We start from the raw sequence: 25,063 nt of genomic DNA, 5'->3' as shown, positions 1-25,063 counted from the left end.
TCAGCGGTGCGGTGGAAGCCTCCGGGGCGGTGGACTGCCCCGTCAATGCCTGCCTGGAAACCCCCTTCCGGTCAGGTGGGCGGATGCCGCCGGGCTGGCGTCCCTGGCAGGGGACGCCGTGAACTTAGGGACTGCCGACGGCTTCGGCCGGGGCGCTGGAGGGTCCCAGCAGGAGGGGGGGCAGGACCCTGGTTCTTTCCGTGGCTGCCGGCCAGACGCCTTTGTCCACGGCCTTCGCGCCTTCGAACACCAGCCAGCTCTGGCGGCCGTAATGGGGCAGGGGACGCTGCAGGGCCTCCAGGGCCTGGGCATCCGCTGCCGCCACGACGGCGTAGACCCGGCCGCCGGGGTCCCGATCCGTCCAGACCCGGGCCGTGCCCTTGCCCGCCACGGGCGAAGGGGGCTGCAGTCCGAGCCGGGACAGAAGCGCGTCCAGAGGTCCATCCTGGCCGATGATGAGCACAGGCCCCTGCCCGGGCGGTGCGGTGCCCAGGGCCACGGGTCCCGGGCGGGCATCCAGCAGACGTCGCGCCAAGGCCTCCCCGGCCCTGGCCATGTCCCCTTCCGGGGTCGCCAGCACCAGGCCCGTGCTGGGCGCCACGAATATCTCCCGCAGGGTGGGGGGGAAGAGTTGGGGGTCCAGGCGGCGCCAGAGGCGGTAGTCCGGGTCAAGGTCCACGGCCTGGACCAGCTTTGGGGCGGGCAGGTGGATGCGCTTGCTGGCTTCCTTGATCTCCACCGGCCGAAGTTCCATCTGGTTTGGGTAGACCAGCAAGCGCAGGGGAACCCGCAGTTGATAGGGGGGGGAGGACTGCTCCAGGCCCACTTCAAGGACGCCCGGGTTCCAACGGGCCTGGGACATCGCCAGGCGGGGTGCGCCGGCCCGTTCCACCCACTGGTGGAAGAATCCGCGCAGGTCCCGTCCAGAGGCCTCGGCGAAGGCCTTTTCCAGGTCCTGCCAGCCCGCCCGCTGGAAGCGGTGGCGCTGCCAGAACAGGCGCAGGCCCCGGTGAAAGGTGTCAGCACCGATTTCGTCCCTGAGCATGAAGAACACCATGGCGGCCTTGTCGTAGCCGATGATGGAGGAGATGCCGTGGTGTCGGGCGGTGAAACCCGTGAGAGGCGATTCCTCTGCTTCCGGTACGGCCGCCAGGTTGCGCAGCCAGGCCAGGCGGGCATCCCGGGCCGCGTCTTGCGACTGGTCTTCCTTGTAGGCGTAGTCGGCCATGAAACTGGTGAGGCCTTCCGACCAGTTGCCCGTGGCCCAGTCCGGCATCACGCCACTGCCCCACCAGTTGTGCAGCACCTCGTGGCCCAGGGACGTGGCGCGTATGAAGGGCAGGCGCAGCACGTCCCGGCCCAGGTAGGTGAGGCTGGGCATGCCGAAGCCGGTTGGGATGGGGGCGGCCACCACGCTGAAGGCGTCGAAGGGATAGGGGCCGATGAGGCTGCTGTAGCGCTCGATGTAGCGGGCCGAGTCGTCCAGGTAGCCGGTCGCCAGGTCCGCCATGTCGCGGTAGAACCAGGTGCGTAACCGCAGGGGGGGCTGGCCCGGGCGGGGGACGAGGCGCTCGTTCACCTGGTAGGGGCCCGCCATCAGGTCGATGCCTTCCGCGGCCAGGGCAAACAGATACTCGGCACGATAGCCGCCGGTCACGCCAGGCGCCTTGCGCTTGCCCTTGGCGGCAGCCGGCGCGGTTTCGGCTTCCCGCACCAGGGTGCCTGGCACCAGGCCCTTCTGGCCGGGGGGCAGGGCCAGCCGCAGGCGGTAGCTGAAGGGCATCCCCGGGTCCGGATACCAGCCGCTTCCAGAGGGCAGGAAGCTGCCCCCTTCATCGGCCATGGGCGCCAGGTGGGCCAGTACCTGGCGATGGTCAAGAGCCGGCGGTGGGGCGAGGCTGCCCTGGTAGGCGAGGCGCAGGCGGTGGGGACCGGCATCCGCCATGGCCAGCCGGATCTCTCCCGCCGGGCCTTCGGGCAGTGGCCGGGTTCGGCCGTCCAGTTCCAGCCGGATTGCCTTCAGGCCGGGGGCCAGGCGGAACGCAAGCCCGGGGCCCTGGAAATCCAGGGTGGCATAGGCGGCCAGGGTGCGCCGGCCCGGATCCAGGTTCACGTCCAGTTCCAGGTGGGGCGTGAAGTCCGCTGCCCGGGCCGGTGCGGCCACCAGATGGCTCAGTCCCGGCAGGAGCAGCAGGAGAAGCAGGTTATGCAGGCAACGCATTGCCGGGGTGGCGGAAAGAGGCATCAGGGCTTGGCCGCCTCCGTTGCGGCGGGCAGGGGCGGGAACTTCACCACGATTTCCAGGTTTTCCGTGCCTCGCCGGACGAGCAGGGGCAGCCAGGTGCCCGGCGGCTGACGCTGCACGTGCCCGCGCACGTCCTCGATGACCGCCACCCGGGCACCGGCGGCCTGGAGGATCACATCCCCATCCTTCAGGCCGGTGGCGTGGGCCAGGCTGTCGGGCACCACCTTGTCGATGGTCACGCCCGCCGTCCCTTCCTTCATGGCGATGCCCAGCCGGGGCGGCGGGAAATGGTCGGGCTGGGGGGGGATGATGAACACGGCATCCGCCACGCCGGCGGGAATCCCGGTACAGGCCTGGTCGCTGGGCAGGGTGATGAGGTTCGCCGCGCCGTCCTGGCCCAGGTCCCGGAGCTGGTGTGGTACGCCATGGCCGTGGCGGATGTGGCCGGCCCCCAGGATGCCCACCACCCGGGTGCCCGGATGGGCCTGGCGGTAGCGGGCGATGGCCTCGGCCATGGCCCGGTCCCACAGGAGCTGGGCCTCCACGAAGCGGGAGAAATGGGTCTCTGCGTCCTGCTTGCCGTGCTTGGAGGCGGGATGCTGGTCGAAGATGTCCCGCAGGGACTGGCGATAGGCCGGCAGGGGCGCGGCGGGCTGGCCCACCCCTTCCCGCCGGGCGTCGGGCACGGCGGCCCAGCCGGCGCTGCTCACCTCTTTCACCAGTTCCCGGTCCACGTTGAGGGCCAGCATGGGCAGCTTGTGCTCCCTGGCGAAGCGGAAGATGGGCAGGTAGTGCCGGGCGTCGAAAGCCCATACCTTGTCCCACTCCGATTGCTTGAGGAATTCCGCTTCCCCGAGTTCCCCGGCCACCCAGCGGTCCAGCACGGGCTGCAGGCGGCGGGGGAACATCTCGAAGGCCAGGGCCATGTCCGGATGATGCCGGTGCAGGGCCTGGAGCATGTCCATTTGCCAGCGATGGTCGTCGGCCCGGTCATGGATTTCCCCCAGCAGGATCACGGGCTTGCCGGCCAGACCCTTGAGCACATCCGCCAGGGGCAACCCCGAGGCGTCGGCTGGCTTCTCTACAGGGGGAACCAGCCACTGCCCTGGCTGGCCACAGCCGGGGGGAGTGGCCAGGGCCGCCAGAGGCAGGCAGGCCATCAACAGGAAGGCGGGGAATGATCTGGCGGGCATGGCTCTGTTTCGTTGTGGGCGCATTGCATTGTGCCTTTGTGCCCCCTGGTCTGGAATGGTTCGGGGAATTCCGGTGGCGCAATGGGAATGTTAATTAACCCTGGCTATCGAAAGCATTTAGTAAATCAAATTTAACAATTCATGTTGGCCCCGTAGCATGGGCCCATCGCTTTCCGCTTGGACAAGGAGCACGACATGAACGCAATGCAAACGCCCGTCGAGATCGCCATGCAGCCCCGCCAGGGACATTCCATGGGCCAGGCTGTCCCCGGCCAGCAGGCGGCGGCGGAGGCACGCCGTCCCAGCCCGGACTGGGCCTGGCTCAAGCAGATGGCGGCCTGATCCTGGGCCTGGCCGTTTCAGCTTCCTGTGGCATGGGAGAGCTGTCAGCCGAGCAAACCCATGCCCAGGCCCGCCAGCACGGGCACCGCCAGCAGGGCGACGGCAATGGACAGCCAGCGCAGGCGTACCCGAAAGGCCTCCACGCGCTTGATGAGGGCAGCGTTCTGATCAGCCAGTTCCCGGATCAGTTCGGATGAGGTGAGCATCTGCTGGTGCAACTCCGCGGCGGTGATCCTGAGGCTGCGCAGTTCTCCCTGCATGATCTTCAATGCTTCGTCGGGTGGGGTATTGCTCCCATCCGTGGCAGGGATTTCCACCCTGGGCGGTTTGCCGGAGACGGTGTTCCACAGCTTCTTAGCGCCGTTTGCCACGGTGGGGGCGTTGGCGATGACATCCGTCCAGGGGACGGTCTTCAGCAGGGTCAACCAGGGGATGGCCATGAACGAGTCTCCAGATGCCAGTTATGCACAGGTTAGCAAACTGCCATTTAGCGGTCGCACCTCCGGCCGGTGGCGGGAAAACCGGCTACCCTGAAGGCATGAAATTGCCACGACCTCCTGCCATGGATAACCCTGCCAGACGTCATTTCCTGGTGACAGGGACCGCCCTGGTGGCCGCCGCCTGGGCAGGGCCGGGAATGGCCCTGGAGCCCTCGCCATTGACACGTCCCCTGCCGGGGGGAGGCCGTATCCCCGTCATCGGCCTGGGCTCCTGGATCACCCTGGACGTGGGGAACGATGCCCTGCGCCGGGCCCAGCGGCTGGCGGTGCTGCGGGCCTTCTTCGGGATGGGCGGCGGCATGATCGATTCCTCGCCCATGTACGGCAGCGCCGAGGAGGTCATCGGTTGGGGTCTGGGGCAGTTGGGTAGGCCCTCCGGCCTTTTCGCCGCCACCAAGGTCTGGACCGTGGGGAGGGGCGAGGGCCAGCGGCAGATGGAGGTCTCCCGCCGTCTCTGGGGCGTTGACCGCTTCGACCTGATCCACGTGCACAACCTGCTGGACTGGCAGACCCAGCTGGTGACCCTGAAGGCCATGAAGGGGGCAGGGCGGCTGCGCGGCATCGGCGTCACCACCTCCCATGGCCGGCGCCATGACGAACTCGAGCGGATCATGGCCCGGGAACCCCTGGATTTCGTGCAGTTCACCTACAACCTGGCGGACCGGGAGGCGGAGGCGCGCCTGCTGCCCCTGGCCGCCGAGCGGGGCCTGGCGGTGGTGGTCAACCGGCCTTTCCGGGGCGGCAGCCTGTTCAGCGCGGTGTGGAACAGGCCCCTGCCTGCCTGGGCGGCGGAGCTGGATTGCCGCAACTGGGCCCAGTTCTTCCTCAAGTTCGTCATCTCCCACCCCGCCGTGACCTGCGCCATCCCCGCCACGTCCCGGGCGGACCATCTGCTGGAGAACATGGGCGCAGGCCTGGGCCGGTTGCCGGACATGGCCGAGCGGCGGCGCATGGCATCCCATTTCGCCGCGCTCTGAGGGGCGAGCGCACCCGAGGGGGGAAGCAGCGGGGCGGTACACGCTATCATTGCGCGGTTTCCATCCAACCCGCCCGCATCATGCGAAATTCCGCTGTCCTGCTCATCGCCTGCCCCGACAAGAAGGGCCTGGTGGCCGCCATCGCCAATTTCCTGCTGCGGCACAACGCCAACATCCTGCACGCGGACCAGCACCAGGACAGCGAGGCGGGCCTGTTCCTCATGCGGGTGGAATGGGCCCTGGAAGGCTTCGAACTGGGCCTGCACAAGTTCGAGGAGTCCTTCGCCCCCATCGCCGCCGAGCATGGCATGAAATGGAACCTGTCCCTGTCCAGCGTGAAGCCCCGCCTGGCCATCTTCGTGTCCAAGTTCGACCATTGCCTGGCGGACCTGCTCTACCGCCACCACGCCGGCGAACTCTACTGCGACATCCCCCTGATCATCAGCAACCACCCGGACACCCACTGGCTGGCGGAGGCCTACAAGGTGCCGTTCCAGCACATTCAGGTGGGCAAGGACAACAAGCCCGAGGCGGAAGCCCAGCAACGGGCCCTGCTGGCGGCCCACCACGTGGATTTCATCGTCCTGGCCCGCTACATGCAGGTGCTCTCGCCGGACTTCATCGGCCATTTCCCCAACCGCATCATCAACATCCACCACTCCTTCCTGCCCGCCTTCCACGGCGCCAAGCCCTACCAGCGAGCCTTCGAGCGGGGGGTGAAGCTCATCGGCGCCACCAGTCATTACGTCACGGAAGTGCTGGATGATGGCCCCATCATCGAGCAGGACGTGACCCGCATCAGCCACCGGGACGACCTGGAAGACCTGGTGCAGAAGGGGGCGGACCTGGAGAAGGTGGTGCTGTCCCGGGCGGTGAAGTGGCATATCGACAACCGCATCCTGGTGTACGGCAACAAGACGGTCGTGTTTGATTAGAGGGAGCGCGCATGAAAACCATCCTGGTCACCGGCGGCGCCGGCTATATCGGGTCCCACGCCTGTCTGGAGTTCTTGCAGGCGGGCTACGACGTGGTGGTGCTGGACAACCTGTGCAACAGCAGCCCAGAGGCCTTGAAGCGGGTACAGAAATTCACGGGGCGTGAACTGGCCTTTATCGAAGGCGACATCCGCGACCGTTCTGCCCTGGATGCCCTGTTCCGCCGTCATGACATCGACGCGGTGATCCACTTCGCCGGTCTCAAGGCGGTGGGTGAGTCGGTGGAGAAACCTTTGCTCTACTACGACAACAACATCGCCGGCAGCGTCACCCTTCTCGAAGCCATGCAGGCGGCCGGGGTCAAGACCATCGTCTTCAGTTCCTCCGCCACGGTCTATGGCGATCCGGCCAGCGTGCCCATCCGGGAGGATTTCCCCGTGGGCGGCACCACCAACCCCTACGGCACCAGCAAGCTGTTCATCGAGAAGATCCTGCAGGACCTGGCCATCTCCGACCCCGCCTGGTCCATCGCCCTGCTGCGCTACTTCAACCCGGTGGGGGCCCACGAGAGCGGCCGGATCGGCGAAGACCCCCAGGGTATTCCCAACAACCTCATGCCCTACATCACCCAGGTGGCCGTGGGACGGCGGGAATACCTCAGCGTCTTCGGCGACGACTATCCCACCCAGGATGGCACCGGCGTGCGGGACTACATCCACGTGGTGGACCTGGCCAAGGGGCACGTGAAGGCGGTGGAAAAGCTGGCAGAGGGCCCCGGGGTGCGGATCTGGAACCTGGGCACCGGCCAGGGCTACAGCGTGCTGGACATGGTCCGGGCCATGGAGAAGGCCTCCGGCCGGCCGATTGCCCATCGCATCGCCCCCCGGCGGGCGGGGGATGTGGCCCAATGCTGGGCCGATCCGGCCAAGGCCCTTCAGGAACTGGGCTGGCGTGCCGAAAAAGGGCTGGATGCCATGTGTGCCGATGCCTGGCGCTGGCAATCCATGAATCCCAACGGATACAAATAAAGGGGAAGCAAGATGATTTTGGTTACCGGCGGCGCCGGCTTCATCGGCGCCAACTTCGTCCTGGACTGGCTGCGGCAATCCGCTGAACCCGTCATCAACCTGGACAAGCTTACCTACGCGGGCAATCCGGAGAACCTCTCCGCCCTGAAGGACGATGCCCGGCACATCTTCATCCACGGCGACATCGGCGACCGGGAACTGGTGGGCAAGCTGCTGGCCCTGCACAAGCCCCGGGCCATCATCAACTTCGCCGCCGAATCCCACGTGGACCGTTCCATCCACGGTCCCGAGGACTTCATCCAGACCAACGTGGTGGGCACCTTCCACCTGCTGGAAGAAGCCCGGGGCCATTGGAGCAGTCTGCCAGCGGATGAGAAGAACGCGTTCCGCTTCCTGCACGTCTCCACCGACGAGGTCTACGGTTCCCTGGGGCCTGACGACGCCCCCTTCACCGAGGAAACCCCCTTCGCTCCCAACAGCCCCTATTCCGCCAGCAAGGCCAGTTCCGACCACCTGGTGCGGGCCTACCACCACACCTACGGCCTGCCCACCCTCACCACCAACTGCTCCAACAACTACGGCCCCTACCAGTTCCCGGAGAAGCTCATCCCCCTCATGATCCTCAACGCCACCCGGGGCAAGAACCTGCCCATCTACGGCGACGGCATGAACGTGCGGGACTGGCTCTATGTCACCGACCATTGCGCCGCCATCCGGGAAGTCCTGGACAAGGGCCAGGTGGGGGAGACCTACAACGTGGGCGGCTGGAACGAGATGCCCAATCTGGACATCGTTCATACCGTCTGTGCCCTGCTGGATGAAATGCGTCCCAGCCCCGAGGGCCCCTACACCCGCCTGATCACCTACGTGAAGGACCGTCCCGGCCACGATCGCCGCTACGCCATCGACGCCACCAGGATCCACCGGGAGCTGGGCTGGAAACCGGCGGAGACCTTCGAGACCGGTATTCGCAAGACGGTGCGCTGGTACCTGGACAATATGCGGTGGGTGGAAAACGTGGCCAGCGGCGAGTACCGCAAGTGGCTTGATACCAACTACGCCGCACGGTGAAAGGAGAGAGCGCGATGCGAAAGGGAATCATCCTGGCCGGTGGCAGCGGCACCCGCCTGTATCCGGCCACCCTGGCGGTGTCCAAGCAGCTGCTGCCCATCTACGACAAGCCCATGATCTACCACCCCCTCACCACGCTGATGCTGGCGGGTATCCGGGACATCCTCATCATCTCCACCCCCCAGGACACGCCCCGTTTCGAGCAACTCCTGGGGGACGGCAGCCAGTGGGGCATCAATCTGCAATATGCCGTGCAGCCCAGCCCGGACGGCCTGGCCCAGGCCTTCGTCATCGGCGCGGATTTTGTCGGCGACCATCCCAGCGCGCTGGTGCTGGGGGACAACATCTTCTACGGACACGAGATGGCCCAGGACCTGCAAACGGCCAGTGCCCGGAACCAGGGTGCCACGGTGTTCGCCTATCGGGTCCATGACCCGGAGCGCTACGGCGTGGTGGAGTTCGACGCCCAGGGCCGGGCCGTCAGCCTGGAAGAGAAGCCCATGCAACCCAAGTCCCATTACGCGGTCACGGGCCTGTACTTCTACGACGCCCGCGTGGTGGACATCGCCCGCAACCTCAAGCCATCCCCCCGGGGCGAACTGGAGATCACCGACGTGAACCGGCAATACCTGGAGTGGGGCGAGCTCGATGTCTCCATCATGGGCCGGGGTCATGCCTGGCTGGATACGGGCACCCACGAATCACTGCTTGAAGCCGGGTTGTTCATCGAGACCATCGAGAAACGCCAGGGCCTGAAGATCGCCTGCCCGGAGGAGATCGCCTACCGCCAGGGTTATATCAGCGTGGAACAGGTCAGACGGCTCGCCGAGCCCCTGAAGAAGAATGGCTACGGCCAGTACCTGCTGGCCATGCTGGACGAGAAAGTGTTCTGATTTGGGAGTCGGAAATCGGGAGTGGGAAGTAGGAACACCCACTCCCCTCTCCCTACTACCCACTATCTACTACCAATCATGAAGATTATCGAGACCACCCTCCCAGGCGTGCTGCTTATCGAACCCAAGGTCTTCGGCGACGCACGGGGCTTCTTCCTGGAAAGCTGGAACAGGAAGACCTTCGCGGAGATAGGCAAGGACGTGGGCCTGGACGTGGATTTCGTGCAGGACAACCACTCCCGCTCCGCCAGGGGCGTCCTTCGGGGGCTGCACTACCAGCTCAACGGCCCCCAGGGAAAACTGGTGCGGGTGGTGAGCGGCGGGGTGTTCGACGTGGCCGTGGACCTGCGCCGCTCTTCGCCAAATTTCGGCAAGTGGGCTGGGTTTGAACTCAGCGCCGAGAACCACCGCATGCTGTGGATTCCCCCGGGCTTCGGCCATGGTTTCCTCGTTCTCTCAGACACCGCGGACTTTCTCTACAAGACCACGGCCTATTACGCGCCCCAGTGGGATCGGGGCGTGCGCTGGGACGACCCGGACATAGGTATCCAGTGGCCCCTGGAGGGCATGCCCCCGGGGTTGCCAACACTTTCGGCCAAGGACCAGGACCAGCCCCTGCTGAAGGACGCCGAGGTTTACCCATGAGCTCCCATTCCCCATTCCCCATCCCCCATCCCCGCATTCTCCTCACCGGCGCCCAGGGCCAGGTGGGCTGGGAGTTGTGCCGAACCCTGTCCAGCCTGGGGCAGGTCGTTGCCATGGACCAGAAGTCCATGGACCTGGCGGACCCGGATGCCATTCGCCGCGTGGTGGCGGAGGTGCGGCCCCGGGCCATCGTCAATCCCGCTGCCTACACCGCCGTGGACAAGGCGGAAAGCGAGCCGGAGCTGGCCCGCAGGGTGAATGCGGAGGCCCCCGGCATCCTGGCGGAGGAAGCCGCGAAATCCGGTGCCCTGCTGGTGCATTACTCCACGGACTACGTATTCGACGGCAGCGGCGAGAGGCCCTGGCAGGAAGGCGATGCGCCAGGCCCCATCAACGTCTATGGCGCCACCAAGCTGGCCGGCGAGCAGGCCATTGCCGCCAGCGGATGCCGCCATCTCATCTTCCGCACCTCCTGGGTCTATGGTGCCCGGGGCGCCAATTTCCTTCTCACCATGCGGCGCCTGATGCGGGAAAGGCCGGAGTTGAAGATCGTGGATGACCAGATCGGCGCCCCCACCTGGTGCCGCAGCCTGGCGGAGGCCACGGCCCAGGTGCTGGCCCAGTTGGCGTCCCCCCTGGGGGGCGCGGACAAGCCCGAACCCTGGGGCGTGTACAACATGACCAACGACGGCGAGACCGGCGGGTACACATCATGGCACGGCTTCGCCCAGGCCATACTGGACCTGGAAGGCCTGGAGACCCCGCCCCGCCTGGTTTCCATTCCCAGCTGCGACTACCCCATGCCCGCGCCCCGGCCTTTGAATTCCCGTCTGGACAACGGCAAGCTGGAGCGGGTGTTCGGCATTCGCCTGCCGGCTTGGCACCAGGCCCTCAAGCTTTGCCTGGACAAGGCCGATTAGCAGCTTATCTCAACCAAGAGAGAGACCTTCATGAGCCTCTACCCCGTCATCCTATCCGGCGGTTCCGGTACCCGCCTGTGGCCCATGTCCCGCGCGGCCCTGCCCAAGCAGCTCCTTCCCCTGGCCGGCGACAACACCATGGTGCAGGAAACCGTGCTGCGTCTGGCGGGGGTGCCGGACATGGGCGCGCCCCTGGTGGTGTGCAACAACGATCACCGCTTCCTCATCGCCGAGCAATTGCGGGAGATCGGCGTGAATGCCCTGGGCATCTTCCTGGAACCCGTGGGGCGCAACACCGCGCCCGCGGCCGCCGTCGCCGCCATGCACCTGATGAAGCGGGACCCGGACGCGGTCATGCTGCTGCTGCCCGCGGACCACCTCATCCGGGACGTGGCTTCTTTCCATGCAACCATCGCCGAGGGAATGAAGGCCGTGGATGCGGGCTATCTGGTCACCTTCGGCATCGTCCCCGATTCCCCGGAAACCGGTTACGGCTACATCCAGCAGGGCGAACCCTTGGGCACCTGTACAGCCAGGCGGGTGGCCCGCTTCGTGGAAAAACCTTCCCGCGACAAGGCAGAGGCATTCCTGGCCAGCGGCGACTATTACTGGAACAGCGGCATGTTCCTGTTCCGCTGTGCCCACTTCCTGGACGAGCTGGCCAGGCATCGTCCCGATGTTCTCGTTGCCTGCGAGTCGGCCCTGGAGGCCGGCGCCCATGACCTGGACTTCTGCCGCCTGGGCAAGGCCGAATTCGAAGGCTGCCCGTCGGACTCCATCGACTACGCCGTCATGGAACGCACCGACCGGGCCGCCGTGGTGCCCGCCGACATCGGCTGGAACGACATCGGCGCCTGGTCCGCCCTGTGGGACGTGGGGGGCAAAGACGCCGCCGGCAACGTGAGCCGGGGCGACGTCTACCTGGACGGCGTGAAGAACAGCCTGGTACGGGCCGAATCCCGCATGGTGGCTGCCATCGGCGTGGACGACCTGGTCATCGTCGAAACCCCGGATGCCGTGCTGGTGGCCCACCGGGACCGTTCCCAGGACGTGAAGAAGGTAGTGGAGCACCTGAAGGCCAACGGCCGCAGCGAGCACGAGTTCCACACCCGGGTCTACCGCCCCTGGGGCTGGTACGAGGGCATCGACGCCGGTGACCGCTTCCAGGTGAAGCGCATCATGGTCAAGCCCGGCGAGAAGCTCTCCCTGCAGATGCATCACCACCGGGCCGAGCACTGGATCGTGGTTTCGGGCACCGCCCGGGTCACCTGCGACGACAAGGTCATGGTCCTGTCGGAGAACCAGTCCACCTACATTCCCCTGGGTTCCACCCATCGTCTGGACAACCCGGGCAAGCTGCCCCTGCACCTCATCGAGGTCCAGTCCGGCAGCTATCTGGGGGAGGACGACATCGTCCGCTTCGAGGACATCTACAAGCGGGACTGAGATGGGTATTGGCAAACGCGGTTCAGGCCCGCCCCGCCGGCCCCGGAACCCGGTGGCCAAGAACGTGCGCACGCCGCTTTACAAGCCGAGGGTGGAACAGGACAAGCGTTGGCGGGAAAGGCTGAAGGACCTGGGGCAGGAGGAGAATCCGGAAGTGCCGGCTCAGGACGAAGACGGTCGTGGCGTGAACGGGGTGGACGGGAAGGACCGGGGCGGGTAGCCCGCTACAAAAACCGCATCGAGAGATCCACCGCCCTCACGTGCTTGGTGAGGCTGCCGATGGAGATGCGGTCCACGCCGGTTTCGGCGATCTCCCGCAGGTTTTCGAAGCCAATGCCGCCGGAGGCCTCCATCTGGGCCCGGCCGGCGGAGAGGGCCACGGCCTGGCGCATGCGCTCGGGCGTGAAGTTGTCCAGCAGGATCAGCTTCACCCCGGCTGAAAGGGCCTCTTCCAACTGGTCCAGGGTTTCCACCTCGATCTGTATCGACATGCCATCTCCGGCCAGCTTGTAAGCGGCCTCCAGGGCGGGGCGGATGCCGCCGGCGGAGGCGATGTGGTTTTCCTTGATGAGAATGCCGTCGTACAGGCCGATGCGCTGGTTCTCGCCGCCGCCGCACTTCACGGCATATTTCAGGGCCAGGCGCAGGCCCGGCAGGGTCTTGCGGGTGTCGTAGATCTTCGCCCGGGTGCCGGCGATGGCGTCCACGTGGCGGCGGGTTTCCGTGGCCACGCCGGACAGGGTCTGCAGGAAGTTGAGGGCGGGGCGCTCGGCGGTGAGCAGGGCCCTGGCCGGGCCTTCGATTTCGCACAGGGCCTGGCCGGCTTTGATCCGGTCGCCGTCGGCGGTCTGCCAGGTGATGCGGGTGCTGGCGTCCACCATGTGAAAGCAGGCCTCGAACCAGGCGGTGCCGCACAACACGGCGTCCTCCCGGGTGATGACCCGGGCCCGGGCCTGGGTGCCGGCAGGGATGAGCTGAGCGGTGAGGTCACCCGGGGTGCCAGGTCCTCCCACGTCCTCTTCCAGGGCGGCGCGGACGTTGGCTTGGATGACGGAGTCAGGAGGCGGGTTCATGCAGGGCATTGTAATTGCCCATGACGTTGGCGGTTGAGCCCGGATTGTCCATTGGGCATCCTCGCGGTCCCGGTAGCACCGCTTGCGGCGCGAAACGTGGGTTCGGCCCGCGAGCGGGCCTCCTACCGTCTATTGGACAACCTGGGTTGAAATTGCGCCCGATCTCCCCATTTGGGAGTCAATCATCCGAATTGGGAGCAAGCCATGCGTTTCGACAAACTGACCACGCCGTTCCAGAGCGCAATCCAGGACGCCCAGAGCCTGGCCCTGGGCAACGACAACCCCTACATCGAGCCGGTGCACATGCTGGCCGCCCTCATCAACCAGGAAGGCGGTTCCGCCCGGCCCATCCTGCAGAAGGCGGGGGTGCGCCTGCCGTCCCTGGTGGCCGCGTTGCAGGCCGCCATGAACCGCTTGCCCAAGGTGGAAGGCGCCGGAGGCGAGATCCAGCCCTCCAAGGAGCTTATCAACCTGTTTAACCTGACGGACAAGGAGGCCAGCAAGCGGGGCGACCAGTACATCGCCAGCGAGTTGTTCCTGCTGGCGGCAGTGGACGACAAGGGCGAGGCGGGCCGCCTGCTGAAGGAGAACGGCGGCAACCGCAAGGCCCTGGAGGCGGCCATCAGCGAGGTGCGCGGCGGCGAGGGCGTGGACACCCAGGAATCCGAAGGCCAGCGTCAGGCCCTGGCCAAGTACACCCTGGACCTCACCGACCGGGCCCGCCAGGGCAAGCTGGACCCGGTCATCGGCCGGGACGACGAGATCCGCCGGGCCATCCAGGTGCTGCAACGGCGCACCAAGAACAACCCGGTGCTCATCGGCGAACCCGGCGTGGGCAAGACCGCCATCGTCGAGGGTCTGGCCCAGCGCATCGTCAACGGCGAGGTGCCGGAGACCCTGAAGGGCAAGCGCGTGCTGGTGCTGGACATGGCGGGCCTGCTGGCGGGCGCCAAGTACCGGGGCGAGTTCGAGGAGCGCCTGAAGGCCGTGCTGAAGGAAGTCAGCCAGGACGAAGGCCGCATCATCCTGTTCATCGACGAGCTGCACACCATGGTGGGGGCGGGCAAGGCGGAAGGCGCCATCGACGCCGGCAACATGCTGAAGCCCGCCCTGGCCCGGGGCGAGTTGCACTGCATCGGCGCCACCACCCTGGACGAATACCGCAAGTACATCGAGAAGGACGCCGCCCTGGAGCGCCGCTTCCAGAAGGTGCTGGTGGACGAGCCCAGCGTGGAGGCCACCATCGCCATCCTGCGGGGCCTGCAGGAGAAGTACGAGCTGCACCACGGCGTGGACATCACCGACCCGGCCATCGTCGCCGCCGCCGAGCTGTCCCACCGCTACATCACCGACCGCTTCCTGCCGGACAAGGCCATCGACCTCATCGACGAGGCCGCCAGCCGCATCAAGATGGAGATCGATTCCAAGCCCGAGGTGATGGACAAGCTGGACCGGCGCCTCATCCAGCTCAAGATCGAGCGGGAGGCGGTGAAGCGGGAGAAGGACGAGGCCAGCCGCAAGCGCCTGTCCCTCATCGAGGACGAGATCCGCAAGCTGGAGAAGGAATACGCCGACCTGGAGGAAGTGTGGAAGGCGGAGAAGGCCACGGTCCAGGGCAGCGCCCACGTGAAGGAGGAGATCGACCACCTGCGCGCCCAGATGGCCGACCTGCAGCGCAAGGGCCAGTTCGACAAGGTGGCCGAGATCCAGTACGGCAAGCTGCCGGCTCTGGAAGCCCGCCTGAAGCAGGCCGAGGCGGGGGAGGGCAAGACCGAATTCAAGCTGTTGCGTACCCAGGTAGGCGCCGAGGAGATCGCCGAGGTGGTGAGCCGCGCCACGGGCATCCCCGTGTCCAAACTGGTCCAGGGCGAGCGGGACAAGCTGCTGGCCATGGAGGAGCGCATCCACCAGCGCGTGGTGGGCCAGGACGAGGCCGTGCGCCTGGTGTCCGACGCCATCCGCCGCTCCAGGGCCGGCCTGTCCGACCCCAACCGGCCCTACGGCAGCTTCCTCTTCCTGGGCCCCACCGGCGTGGGCAAGACCGAGCTATGCAAGGCCCTGGCCGAGTTCCTGTTCGACAGCCAGGACCACCTCATCCGCGTGGACATGAGCGAGTTCATGGAGAAGCACTCCGTGGCCCGCCTCATCGGCGCGCCTCCCGGCTACGTGGGCTACGAGGAGGGCGGCTACCTGACGGAAGCCGTGCGCCGCAAGCCCTACTCGGTGATCCTGCTGGACGAGGTGGAGAAAGCCCACCCGGACGTGTTCAACGTGCTGCTGCAAGTGCTGGACGACGGCCGCATGACCGACGGCCAGGGCCGCACCGTGGACTTCAAGAACACGGTCATCGTCATGACCAGCAACCTGGGCAGCCAGATGATCCAGGGCATGGCCGGGGACGACTACCAGGTCATCAAGCTGGCCGTGATGGGGGAGGTGAAGACCTACTTCCGCCCCGAGTTCATCAACCGCATCGACGAGGTGGTGGTGTTCCACAGCCTGAGCGAGGAACACATCGCCAACATCGCCCGCATCCAGCTCCACTATCTTGAGAAGCGGGTCGCCCAGATGGAGATGAAGCTGGAAGTGTCCGACGCCGCCCTGCTGGAACTGGCCAAGGAAGGCTTCGACCCGGTGTTCGGCGCCCGGCCCTTGAAGCGCGCCATCCAGCAGCGCATCGAGAACCCGCTGGCCAAGGAAATCCTTTCCGGCCGCTTCGCGCCCAAGGACATCATCCGCGTGGATGTGGAAGATGGGCGGATCGTCTTCGAGCAGGTGATCGAGGCGGAGTCCGTTTAAACCGCCGCAATAACAAAAACGCCCGCACTGCGCGGGCGTTTTTGATTGGCAGGGCAGATCAGTACTGCAGGGTGGCCTCGGTTTCCACCACCGGACGCTCGAACTGGTCGGCCCGCAGTTCCACCTTGAAGCGTACGTCAGCGGCCTTCTCGGCCCTGACGGTCACGCGCCAGCGGGCTTCCTGGCCAGGCTCCAGGCTTTCCAGGATGCGGGGGTTGAACAAGGTCTCCGCCCCCAGGATTTCCGTGGTGCCGCCGCCGGAAAGGTAACGTTGGCTGTTTTCCAGCGTGCCATTGAGCTGGATGCGGGTGAGGGGTTCGGTGCCCTGGTTGAGCACACGGATTTCGTAAGTCACTTCACCGCCCACCAGGACAGGGTCTTTCAGGTCGATGACCTCCAGCAGCACGGCGGGAATGCCGTGCACGTGGGTTTCGCACTTGCGCTCCAGGGGCGGCGTGAGTTCGCCTTCCAGGCTGGAAGTGAAGGTGTAGAGGCCCCGCTGACGGGGTGTGAAGGTGGCGCAGAGTTCCTGGGCTGCGCCGGGCGCCACGTTGGCCAGCACCCAGTTCACCCGTTCCATCTTGGGATTGGCGCCCTCCGAGGCAGTCATGAAGACCGTCTCCTGGGGGAAGGCCAGGCTCAGCACGGCGGCGGGCTCAAGGCCCGTGCCAGTGTTTGCTACCGTGTTGCAGACCTGGAAGGGACGGCCAAGCACGACCTCTTCCGGCGACTGGCATGCCACGCCCAGAGTGGGCAAGGGCTGCTCCTCCACCCAGAAGTTGCTGCATGGCTTGGGCACCACCACCCGGTAGCGGCGGCCCAGGGAATTGAAATGGAACTCGTAGGCCTGGATGGGTGCCTTGCCGGCCCAGAGCACATCGAAAAGCAGTACGGGCTTGCCTTTCTTGCGGGTGGACATGGCGGGCAGACGGGTGCCCACGGGAATCTCGATCACGGTGAGCGGGGCGTCCCTCACGGCCCTGCGGAAATCCTCCATGTCCCCCAGGAAGCCACTGGCCCGGGCGATGGTGGCGATGTCCGCCTGCAAGGCCTCCTGCAGGAAGACCCGGCGCAGGTCCGCCTCGATCTTCAAGGGTTCGGCGAAGCGGGTTTGGGGATGGCCCAGGTGGACGGCCCGGTGCTGCTGGGCCTGGGCCATGGGCAAGGCCAGGATCCAGAAAAACAACGACAAAAGAATGGATCGTCGAGCAAGCATGGTGGGCACCCCCCGTCATGTGGTAACCCATCATACCCACCCTCGCCAGGAGAGTGGGTTGATGCAGTTCACACCTTGGTGCGCGAGAAGCTCAAAGCTTGAAAACGTTTCCCTTGTGGAACTTCTTCATGGTGTTGGTGGCCATGCCGTCGTCCTTCACGCGCTGGTATTTGCCATTGTCCCGTTGAAAGATGACCGTGCACTTAGCCTTTTCAGTGGGAAACTGGGTGCAGAACTGGGCGCTCTCGGTGATCTTCCAGTTGCCCTTGCGTTTCATCTTGCCTCCCAGCAGCTGGATGAGTACGCCGTCAGCGGAGTTATAAGCCGTGTAGTTCTTGCCCAGCGCGTCAGCGAAACCGCTCACGGAATTGCCGGGTAAGAGGCTTTTGAGTTGCTCCGCTTTGAGTTGGGCTTCGGCGAAGGCGGTGGATGACATCATCACCGCCAGGTTCAGGGTAGGGCTGGTGTGGAGATTGAAGCTCTTGTGCAGGCCGTGGGAGATGCGCATGAAGGTGATGCCCAGCAGGGTGGTGATGGGGATCATCAGCCACAGGCTGGGGGCGGCCTCGGGACGGATGCCGTGGGTGAGCATGGAGGAGAAGCCGATCATCAGCATCACCAGCATGAGCAGGGCGACGTAGGTGCCGATGGCCAGGAAGGCCAGGATGGCGAAAGGAAACAGGTACTCGATGTATTCCCACAGGTCGGGGACCAGCAGGGAGCCGCCGACGAAGCAGGCGTTGACGGTCATGGCCATGGTCAGGGGGACTACCATCAGGCTGATTTCGCCGCTGGAACTGCGCAGCGTTGCATAGGACTCGGTCTGCTTGAAGAGGCCGAACTCCCGCGTGTTCCAGACCATCAGGGCGAAGTGGGTGGCCAGCAGCGCCAGGGTGATGGCCAGGCAGGCCGTGACCCAAAGGGACTTCAGGCTCGGCTCGCCGGTGACGATGGGCCACAGCAGGTCGAACGAGATGGTGCCTGTCTCGAGGGGCAGCAGGAAGTTGAGGTATAGAAAAAAGGAAATCGCCAGGCCACCCGAGCCCAGGGCGGCCGGGTGGTACATGGGGCTGTACTGCTCCTTCAGATTCTTGCGGATCCTTGTTGTCTCCTAGTAGTTGTAAAGCGAACAGCGAGGGGCCGGGGCCGGCCATCCCGGCCCCAGTGTTTCAGCCCAGGGTGTCGGCCCAGATGTTCTCGAACCAGGCCAGGTTGTACTGGAAATTCAGTTCATCGCTGTCCGCGTCCGCGCCGCCTCCGGGCTGGCGCACGTACACGTCCTGCTCTGGGTTGTAGCGCATGACCACGGCGATGGGCCCGGCGGTGTGGTCAGAGGTGGCGGAGTAACTGGTGCTGCCGATGACGGGCAGCGGGTCCGGTTGGCGACCGTTCAGCAATTCGATGATGGCCGCCGCGGTGATCTTGCCCTGGTTGTTGGAAACGTGGGCCGATTTGGGCATGTTGGACAGCACCGAGTCACCGATGACGTGGATGAGGGGCACCGACCTGGATTCGTAGGTGGCGAAGTCCACGGGGCACCAGCGCTTGGCGCTGTCCGTGCGCACGCCGGCGATCTCGCACAACTTGCCGGCCCGCTGCATGGGCACCACGTTGATGACGTCCGCCTTGACGGAATCCCAGTCGCTGCTCACCGTCATGGTGCTGGGGTCGATGTGATTGACCAGATTGTTGGGGCGGTGCTCGATCATGCCCGGGTAGAACTTCTTGAAGGCCTTCTTGAACATGGGCCCCTTGGAAACCACGTTCATGTGGCCGTCCAGCATGATGATCTTGGACTTGGGCTTATGCTGCTTGAAGTAGTGGGCCACCATGCAGGCACGCTCGTAGGGCCCGGAGACGCACCGGCCGGGGGGCGGCGGGCTGGCGATGAGGAATACGCCGCCATCGGGCATGGCTTCCAGCTGCTTCTTCAACAGCAGGGTTTCCTCGCCGGCCTTGAAGGCATGGGTCACTTTCTGGGCCTTGGCAGCCTCGGCATAGCCTTCCACCGTGCCGGTCATGAATTCCACGCCGGGGGCCAGCACCAGACGATCGTAGGCGTAGGTATCGCCGCGCTGGGTTTTCACGGTGCGCTTCTGCGCGTCCACGCCCACGACGCTGTCCTGCACCAGGCGCATGCCGTGCTGCTTCAGGCCGTCATAGGACTTGTTCAGGTCACCCATGTCCCGTAGCCCCCCCAGCACCCAGTTGGACATGGGGCAGGACACCATCATGGGACTGGGGTCGATGAGGGTGACATCGATGGAGGGATCCCACACGCGCAGGTACTTGGCGCAGGTGGCGCCACCATACCCAGCGCCTACCACGACGACTTTGGCGCGGGCCTGGCGGGGCTTGGCCAGGACGCTTCCGGACAGGAGCATGCCAGTCATGCCGGAGGCCATGCCGAGGCCGGCTACCTTGAGGAAATCACGACGATGCAGGCTCATTTCCGCTCTCCTTCGGTTTGCGCCAGGTTGACCTTCATCGTGGCGAACAGGGCTGCGATGGCCTCGTATTCGTCATCGGTGTAGCCCATGGCGTATTTCTTCATGACGGTGGCCTCGCGCTTGCCGTCACGGAACTCCTTCATGGCCGTGACGAGATAGGACTTGTCCTGGCCGGCCAGGGCGGGAATGGCGGCGTTGCTCACGCCATTGGGGCCGTGGCAGTTGAAGCAGGTGGATGCCAGCGTGCGGTGATGGGCATCGCAGACGCTCTTCGGGCTTTCCCACCCGGCGATCAGGCAGGTTTGCTCGGTGGCGTGGACGGGGAGAGTGCCGGCCATGAGGGCGGCAAAGGCAAGGGCGTGCTTAGAGAACATGGTGTCTCCTCCATGTGATGACGCGGATAAAAGGGCAACAAGGGACGCCGGCGAGTGCTTGCAAGGCGCTCGCTGAGGCAGGGAGGTCAGGCTGGGATCAACCGCTTAGATAAAAGCAGTGCAGGTGCTGGGACGTGACGAACGAAAAGACGATCCCCATGGGCGAGGACGCGTTGACAACTGCAGTATTTTTTTTGTTGCAGTTCATTTTGGTCTCCATCCATCCTTGGTTATTGTTATTCGGCGGCTCAAACCGAATTACACAGGATGTAGGCATCTTTATATCAGAACGTACTAAATTAGCTTATTCAAATATTCGATGCCCTATGGGGGGTGTTGCACCAGCAAAACTGCGCGAAAAGGCGAAAAAAAGCGCCCCGGAGGGCGCAATGTTTTTTTATGTGAAAATAAAAAAAACTTATTTAACCCGGTTCTTGTACTCGTTGGTGGCGGTGTCGATCTCGATCTTGTCGCCGATTTCAACGAAGGCGGGCACCTGGACTTCATGGCCGGTGGGCTTGATGCGGCAGGGCTTCATGACCTTGCCGGAAGTGTCGCCCTTCACGGCAGGCTCGGTGTATTCCACCTCGCGCACCACGGTGGTGGGCATGTTGATGGAGATGGCCTTGCCGTCGTAGAACACCACTTCCACGGGCATGGCGTCTTCCAGATAGGGCAGGGCGGCGGCCATGTTGTCGGCTTCCACCTCGTACTGGTTGTACTCCGTGTCCATGAACACGTACATGGGGTCGGCGAAATAGGAGTAGGTGCAATCCTTGCGCTCCAGCGTGACGGTGTCGAACTTCTCGTCGGCTTTGTACACCGTCTCGGAGGCGGCGCCGGTGAGCAGGTTCTTCATCTTCATCTTCACCACGGAGGCGTTGCGGCCGGATTTGGAGAATTCGGCTTTCTGGACCACCAGGGGGTCTTTGCCCACCATGATCACGTTGCCGGCGCGGAGTTCTTGAGCGGTCTTCATCGGGGATGTCCTGCAGGGGGTTCTGGGAAGCCCGGAATTCTAGCTTTTTTCTTTTACTTTTTCGCAAAAAATCATCAGCTTGGACGCAAGGTCCTGTTGCTCCATCAACCGGGCGCTCCAAAGCCAGGCGTGATCGTCCAGTTCCTCCTGGCTGGCAACATAGGCCGGCCAGAAGGTGCCCACCCCGGATTCCTCGTTCCAGGCGTGCCACAGGCGCCGGGTCGTCTCCGCCAGGTCCTCGGGCATGTCAGTGCAATAAAGGTCCAGGAAAGCGTCCAGCTTGGCGAAGTGGGTGCGGCCCTCCTGGGGGTAGGCCTGCCAAACCAGGGGGCGGGCCGAAAACTGGGCCCTCAGGAAGGAATCCTCCCCCCGGACGAAATTTAGATCGCAGGCCCACAGCAGGCGGTCGTAGCCATCCTGGTCCAGCATGGGCAACACATGGACGGTCAGGTTTCGGTAGGCGTGGACACCACCCGCCTGGAGCGTGGCCAGGCCCAGCCAGGCGGCGATGGGGACCAGGGCCTTGCCCTCGGGCACCATCAGGCGGGCGGGTTGACCGGACCGGGCCAGTGTCGCCAGCAGGGATGGAATGGCGGTGTTTTCATAGGCGAACAGGGAAATGCGCAATTCCCCGGGTTGGTGGGGCGGCAGACCCAGATCCCGCCAGAATGCCTCCTGGGTCCGGGAGTCGGATTGGAAAGCGTCGCGCGTTTCCGCCAGCCAGGATTCCCGGGGCAGTCCACCGGTCTTGGGGGTGTAGCCCGGCATATAGAAATGTTTTGTCAGGGGTAGCCGGGGATGGGGGGAGGGCAGGCCGTGGACGCCATCGGCCCAGGATTCCGCCGTCAGGTATTCCAGATTGAGCCACACCGGCTTGGGTGTCTTCCAGGCCATTTGGCTGATGAAGGCATCCGGCAGGTCGCAGGCCAGGGCTTCTATCACCACGTCACCGGGCTTGAGGTCAGGCAGGGGATCGGTCCAGCGACGAACCTCTACGCCGGCGAGTTGCTGGGTATCCAGGTTGGGATCGATCTCGGGGCGTATGCGCCGGAAGGCGGCCAGGTCATCCACCCAGAGGCGCACATGGGCCTGGTGTTCCGCTGCCAGCTGTCGCGCCAGGCGCCAGGTGACGCCGATGTCGCCAAAGTTGTCGACGACGGCGCAGAAGATGTCCCAAGTCATGGGACTGGGCTCATTCAGGCAGGGCGATCCTGCCATCCTTGCTGAACTGGTAGTCCTTGAACACGTGTTCGGCCGAGAGGAGCTGGTAGTCTCCTTCGGGGGTCTTCACCGTGGTGTCCTTGAGCTTGTAGGTGTAGTGGCCGCAGGTCCAGATGTCGAAGTCCCGCATGTGGGTGCACAGGCAGGTCTTGTCCATGACCTTGATCTTCTTCTCGCCCGGGTGGGCGGCCACTTCCCTGTTGTAGGCGTCGATGTAGGCGCACTTGCCGTTGGCGTCCAGCAGGTAGCCGAAGGACTCGCAGTTGGGGTGGGTGCCGGCGCCGATGCCCGGGCTGCCCTTGATCATGCGCATGGGGTAGCCCGTGGGGGAGATGCCGTTAACCTCGATGTCGTCCTCGTCTGCCTTGAAGTACTCCTGCTTCACCGGGTCGGGCAGGCCGCATTCCCTGGTGACCGTGAAGCGGGTGGCCAGCTGCACGGCGCCGGCGCCGCTCTGCAGGAATCCCGTGGCGTCGGAACCGGTGAAGATGCCACCGGCGGGTATGAGGGGGATTTCCAGGTTTTCCGTCTTCAGCCAGGCCTGGATCTCGGCCACGATGGTGGCCAGGTCGTATTCGGCCCAGTCCATGCCGAAGCCCAGGTGACCGCCGGCCAGGGGACCTTCCACCACCACGTAGTCGGGCAGGCGGTTGGTGCGGCCATTCTTGCGCAGGAAGAGCTGCAGGGCCCGCAGGGAGGAGACGATGATGCCCAGCTGGGCATCCCGGAAGCGGGGGTGATCCTCCATGAGGCCGAAGGAGCCCAGGTGCAGGCCCGCCGCCAGGGTGATGCCGTCGATGCCCGCGGAGAGGGCGGCATTCAGGCGCACCTTCAGGGTTTCCCTGGGGGCGTTCATGGTGAGTTTTTCCATGCAGTTGATGAACACCATGCCGGGGCCTTTCTTGGCCTCCATGGCGCGGCCCACGTGCATGCGGGTGGCCTCTTCCAGTTCCCCCAGGTGGAATTTCACCAGGGACTTGTCGGCCAGGTTCTTCACGTTGGCCTTGTAGAGCTGGAGCTTGTCCTTGACGTAACGGGTCTGAAAGTGACGGTCGATGACCGTGGGCACCATGGCATCCGAAATATGGCCCACGCCCCCCAGGCGGGCGGCTTCGAGAGCCAGCTCCACCGTGGAAATATCCACCCCCATGCCACCGATCATGATGGGAACCAGCTCCTGCTGGCCCAGGCGGAGGCGGAAATCATCGACACATTTCATGTTGTTGGTGCCCCGGAAAAAGGGATTTCAGCGAATTCGCCGGATGGCGCTGAAAAAAATAAGCAATATAACTTGCGCATGATACGCGCCCCCGGCGGAGGGGGGCCAGCTTGAGTGTGCCTGGTGGGCAAGGTATAAGCCTTGACCATGGCCAAGTCGACTTCCCTCTACGTCTGTGCCCAGTGCGGCGGCCAGACCAGCAAATGGCAGGGGCAATGTCCCCACTGCCTGTCCTGGAACACCTTGTCGGAGAGCGTGCAGGAGGCCAAGGGACGCCGCTTCCAGGCCCTGGCCGCCAGTGGCGAGGTGGTGCGCCTCAGCACCGTCCAGGCCCGGGAGATCGCACGCATGCAGACGGGCCTGCCGGAATTTGACCGGGTCCTGGGGGGTGGCCTGGTGGGAGGCGGCGTCGTGCTGCTGGGGGGTGACCCGGGCATCGGCAAGTCCACCCTGTTGCTCCAGGCCCTGGCCGACATCAACGCCCGCAACAGGACCCTCTACGTGAGCGGCGAGGAATCCGCCGACCAGATCGCCCTGCGGGCCCAGCGCCTGGGCTTGAGCGCGGACATCCCCCTGCTCACGGAGATTCGCCTGGAGGCCATCCTGGCCACCCTGCAGTCGGAACGGCCCCAGGTGGCGGTCATCGACTCCATCCAGACCGTCTATACGGAACAGCTCCAGTCCGCACCGGGCAGCGTGGCCCAGGTGCGGGAGTGCGCCCAGGAACTCACCCGCCATGCCAAGCAGGCGGGCATCACCATCCTGCTGGTGGGCCACGTCACCAAGGAAGGCACCCTGGCGGGCCCCCGGGTGCTGGAGCACATCGTCGACACGGTACTGTACTTCGAGGGGGATACCGGCTCCAGTTTCCGCCTCATCCGCGCCTTCAAGAACCGCTTCGGCGCCGTGAATGAGCTGGGTGTGTTTGCCATGACCGACAAGGGTCTCAAGGGGGTGGCCAACCCCTCCGCCCTGTTCCTCAACCGGGACGAGCGGGAAGCACCGGGCTCCTGCGTGGTGGTGGCCCAGGAGGGAACCCGTCCCCTGCTGGTGGAGATCCAGGCCCTGCTGGATACCTCCCACAGCGGCAATCCCCGCCGGCTCACGGTGGGCCTGGACGGCAACCGCCTGGCCATGTTGTTGGCGGTGTTGCATCGCCACGGCGGCATTCCCTGCCATGACCAGGACGTGTTCGTGAACGCCGTGGGCGGGGTGAAGATCAGCGAGCCGGCGGTGGACCTGGCGGTGGCCATGGCGGTGGTTTCTTCCCTGCGCACCAAACCCATTCCTCACAAGTGGGCGGTATTCGGCGAAGTGGGGCTGGCCGGGGAGATCCGACCCGTGCAGCGGGGCCAGGAGCGGTTGAAGGAGGCGGCCAAGCTGGGCTTTACCCAGGCCCTGTGCCCCAGGGCAAACCTGCCCAAGGGCAGGATCGCCGGCATGGAGGTGAAGGGGGTGGCCAGTCTGGCCGAGGCACTGGACTACTTTCGTGGTCTTTAGGGATACCTCCCTGGGGGTATCCATCAGAATTTTCTAA

At 65.1% G+C, this 25,063-nt stretch carries 23 protein-coding genes; 12 read left to right on the top strand and 11 right to left on the bottom strand.

Going from position 1 to position 25,063, the window contains the following annotated elements; genetic code table 11:
* Window positions 1-124 precede the first annotated feature (124 nt).
* Window positions 125-2,221 (bottom strand): M1 family peptidase, encoded by a 2,097-nt coding sequence (locus H6935_05135; GenBank protein MCP5277732.1) that lies wholly within the window; start codon window positions 2,219-2,221, stop codon window positions 125-127.
* 23 nt (window positions 2,222-2,244) lie between these two features.
* On the bottom strand, window positions 2,245-3,276 hold the full coding sequence (locus H6935_05130; protein ID MCP5277731.1) for a ChaN family lipoprotein: 1,032 nt from the start codon (window positions 3,274-3,276) through the stop codon (window positions 2,245-2,247).
* Between the two features lie 357 nt (window positions 3,277-3,633).
* On the opposite strand from H6935_05130, the gene H6935_05125 reads away from it, so the two are divergent.
* Window positions 3,634-3,780 carry a hypothetical protein gene (locus H6935_05125; protein ID MCP5277730.1) on the top strand — a complete coding sequence of 49 codons (147 nt, stop codon included), beginning with the start codon at window positions 3,634-3,636 and terminating at the stop codon, window positions 3,778-3,780.
* A gap of 44 nt (window positions 3,781-3,824) precedes the next feature.
* On the opposite strand, the gene H6935_05120 is transcribed toward H6935_05125, so the two are convergent.
* Window positions 3,825-4,220, bottom strand: a complete 396-nt coding sequence (locus H6935_05120) for a hypothetical protein (protein MCP5277729.1) — start codon at window positions 4,218-4,220, stop codon at window positions 3,825-3,827.
* Window positions 4,221-4,342: 122 nt separating this feature from the next.
* On the opposite strand from H6935_05120, the gene H6935_05115 reads away from it, so the two are divergent.
* From H6935_05115 to H6935_05075, 9 genes are all read left to right on the top strand, one after another.
* Window positions 4,343-5,257 (top strand): aldo/keto reductase, encoded by a 915-nt coding sequence (locus tag H6935_05115; GenBank protein MCP5277728.1) that lies wholly within the window; start codon window positions 4,343-4,345, stop codon window positions 5,255-5,257.
* Between the two features lie 80 nt (window positions 5,258-5,337).
* Window positions 5,338-6,192, top strand: coding sequence for a formyltetrahydrofolate deformylase (gene purU / locus H6935_05110; GenBank protein MCP5277727.1), 855 nt, complete (start codon window positions 5,338-5,340; stop codon window positions 6,190-6,192).
* A gap of 11 nt (window positions 6,193-6,203) precedes the next feature.
* The gene (gene galE, locus H6935_05105; protein MCP5277726.1) at window positions 6,204-7,220 is read left to right on the top strand and encodes a UDP-glucose 4-epimerase GalE; all 1,017 of its coding nucleotides are present in this window, start codon (window positions 6,204-6,206) and stop codon (window positions 7,218-7,220) included.
* Window positions 7,221-7,232: 12 nt separating this feature from the next.
* Window positions 7,233-8,291: a dTDP-glucose 4,6-dehydratase gene (gene rfbB / locus H6935_05100; protein ID MCP5277725.1), complete on the top strand. Its 1,059-nt coding sequence runs from the start codon at window positions 7,233-7,235 to the stop codon at window positions 8,289-8,291.
* A 14-nt stretch (window positions 8,292-8,305) separates the two neighbouring features.
* Window positions 8,306-9,184 carry a glucose-1-phosphate thymidylyltransferase RfbA gene (rfbA, locus tag H6935_05095; GenBank protein MCP5277724.1) on the top strand — a complete coding sequence of 293 codons (879 nt, stop codon included), beginning with the start codon at window positions 8,306-8,308 and terminating at the stop codon, window positions 9,182-9,184.
* Between the two features lie 78 nt (window positions 9,185-9,262).
* On the top strand, window positions 9,263-9,829 hold the full coding sequence (gene rfbC, locus H6935_05090; GenBank protein ID MCP5277723.1) for a dTDP-4-dehydrorhamnose 3,5-epimerase: 567 nt from the start codon (window positions 9,263-9,265) through the stop codon (window positions 9,827-9,829).
* Window positions 9,826-10,749, top strand: a complete 924-nt coding sequence (gene rfbD, locus H6935_05085; GenBank protein ID MCP5277722.1) for a dTDP-4-dehydrorhamnose reductase — start codon at window positions 9,826-9,828, stop codon at window positions 10,747-10,749. The genes rfbC and rfbD overlap by 4 nt, the downstream gene beginning before the upstream one ends.
* A gap of 30 nt (window positions 10,750-10,779) precedes the next feature.
* Window positions 10,780-12,195, top strand: coding sequence for a mannose-1-phosphate guanylyltransferase/mannose-6-phosphate isomerase (locus H6935_05080; GenBank protein MCP5277721.1), 1,416 nt, complete (start codon window positions 10,780-10,782; stop codon window positions 12,193-12,195).
* Between the two features lies 1 nt (window position 12,196).
* A complete protein-coding gene (locus H6935_05075; GenBank protein MCP5277720.1) occupies window positions 12,197-12,415 on the top strand; it encodes a hypothetical protein in 219 nt (72 codons plus the stop codon).
* 4 nt (window positions 12,416-12,419) lie between these two features.
* Here H6935_05075 and H6935_05070 read toward each other — a convergent pair whose 3' ends face one another.
* On the bottom strand, window positions 12,420-13,277 hold the full coding sequence (locus H6935_05070) for a carboxylating nicotinate-nucleotide diphosphorylase (GenBank protein MCP5277719.1): 858 nt from the start codon (window positions 13,275-13,277) through the stop codon (window positions 12,420-12,422).
* Window positions 13,278-13,472: 195 nt separating this feature from the next.
* On the opposite strand from H6935_05070, the gene clpB reads away from it, so the two are divergent.
* On the top strand, window positions 13,473-16,067 hold the full coding sequence (gene clpB, locus H6935_05065) for an ATP-dependent chaperone ClpB (GenBank protein MCP5277718.1): 2,595 nt from the start codon (window positions 13,473-13,475) through the stop codon (window positions 16,065-16,067).
* 58 nt (window positions 16,068-16,125) lie between these two features.
* On the opposite strand, the gene H6935_05060 is transcribed toward clpB, so the two are convergent.
* The 7 genes from H6935_05060 to H6935_05030 form a co-directional block, all read right to left on the bottom strand.
* Complete coding sequence (locus H6935_05060) at window positions 16,126-17,259, bottom strand: hypothetical protein (protein ID MCP5277717.1); 1,134 nt, start codon at window positions 17,257-17,259, stop codon at window positions 16,126-16,128.
* A gap of 115 nt (window positions 17,260-17,374) precedes the next feature.
* Window positions 17,375-18,349: a hypothetical protein gene (locus H6935_05055; protein MCP5277716.1), complete on the bottom strand. Its 975-nt coding sequence runs from the start codon at window positions 18,347-18,349 to the stop codon at window positions 17,375-17,377.
* A gap of 103 nt (window positions 18,350-18,452) precedes the next feature.
* On the bottom strand, window positions 18,453-19,733 hold the full coding sequence (locus H6935_05050) for an FAD-dependent oxidoreductase (protein ID MCP5277715.1): 1,281 nt from the start codon (window positions 19,731-19,733) through the stop codon (window positions 18,453-18,455).
* Window positions 19,730-20,071, bottom strand: coding sequence for a c-type cytochrome (locus tag H6935_05045; protein ID MCP5277714.1), 342 nt, complete (start codon window positions 20,069-20,071; stop codon window positions 19,730-19,732). The genes H6935_05050 and H6935_05045 overlap by 4 nt, the downstream gene beginning before the upstream one ends.
* 454 nt (window positions 20,072-20,525) lie before the next feature.
* Window positions 20,526-21,086: an elongation factor P gene (gene efp / locus H6935_05040; GenBank protein ID MCP5277713.1), complete on the bottom strand. Its 561-nt coding sequence runs from the start codon at window positions 21,084-21,086 to the stop codon at window positions 20,526-20,528.
* Between the two features lie 39 nt (window positions 21,087-21,125).
* Complete coding sequence (gene earP / locus H6935_05035; GenBank protein ID MCP5277712.1) at window positions 21,126-22,268, bottom strand: elongation factor P maturation arginine rhamnosyltransferase EarP; 1,143 nt, start codon at window positions 22,266-22,268, stop codon at window positions 21,126-21,128.
* A 10-nt stretch (window positions 22,269-22,278) separates the two neighbouring features.
* The gene (locus tag H6935_05030; protein ID MCP5277711.1) at window positions 22,279-23,526 is read right to left on the bottom strand and encodes a nitronate monooxygenase; all 1,248 of its coding nucleotides are present in this window, start codon (window positions 23,524-23,526) and stop codon (window positions 22,279-22,281) included.
* Window positions 23,527-23,673: 147 nt separating this feature from the next.
* Between H6935_05030 and radA the strand changes: the two genes are divergently transcribed.
* Complete coding sequence (gene radA / locus H6935_05025; GenBank protein MCP5277710.1) at window positions 23,674-25,026, top strand: DNA repair protein RadA; 1,353 nt, start codon at window positions 23,674-23,676, stop codon at window positions 25,024-25,026.
* Window positions 25,027-25,063: the final 37 nt, after the last annotated feature.

The organism is Thiobacillus sp., from assembly GCA_024235835.1.
Lineage (GTDB): Bacteria > Pseudomonadota > Gammaproteobacteria > Burkholderiales > Thiobacillaceae > PFJX01.
Note: the sequence above shows the minus strand (reverse complement) of the source record. Positions and strands in the feature narration are given on the sequence as shown.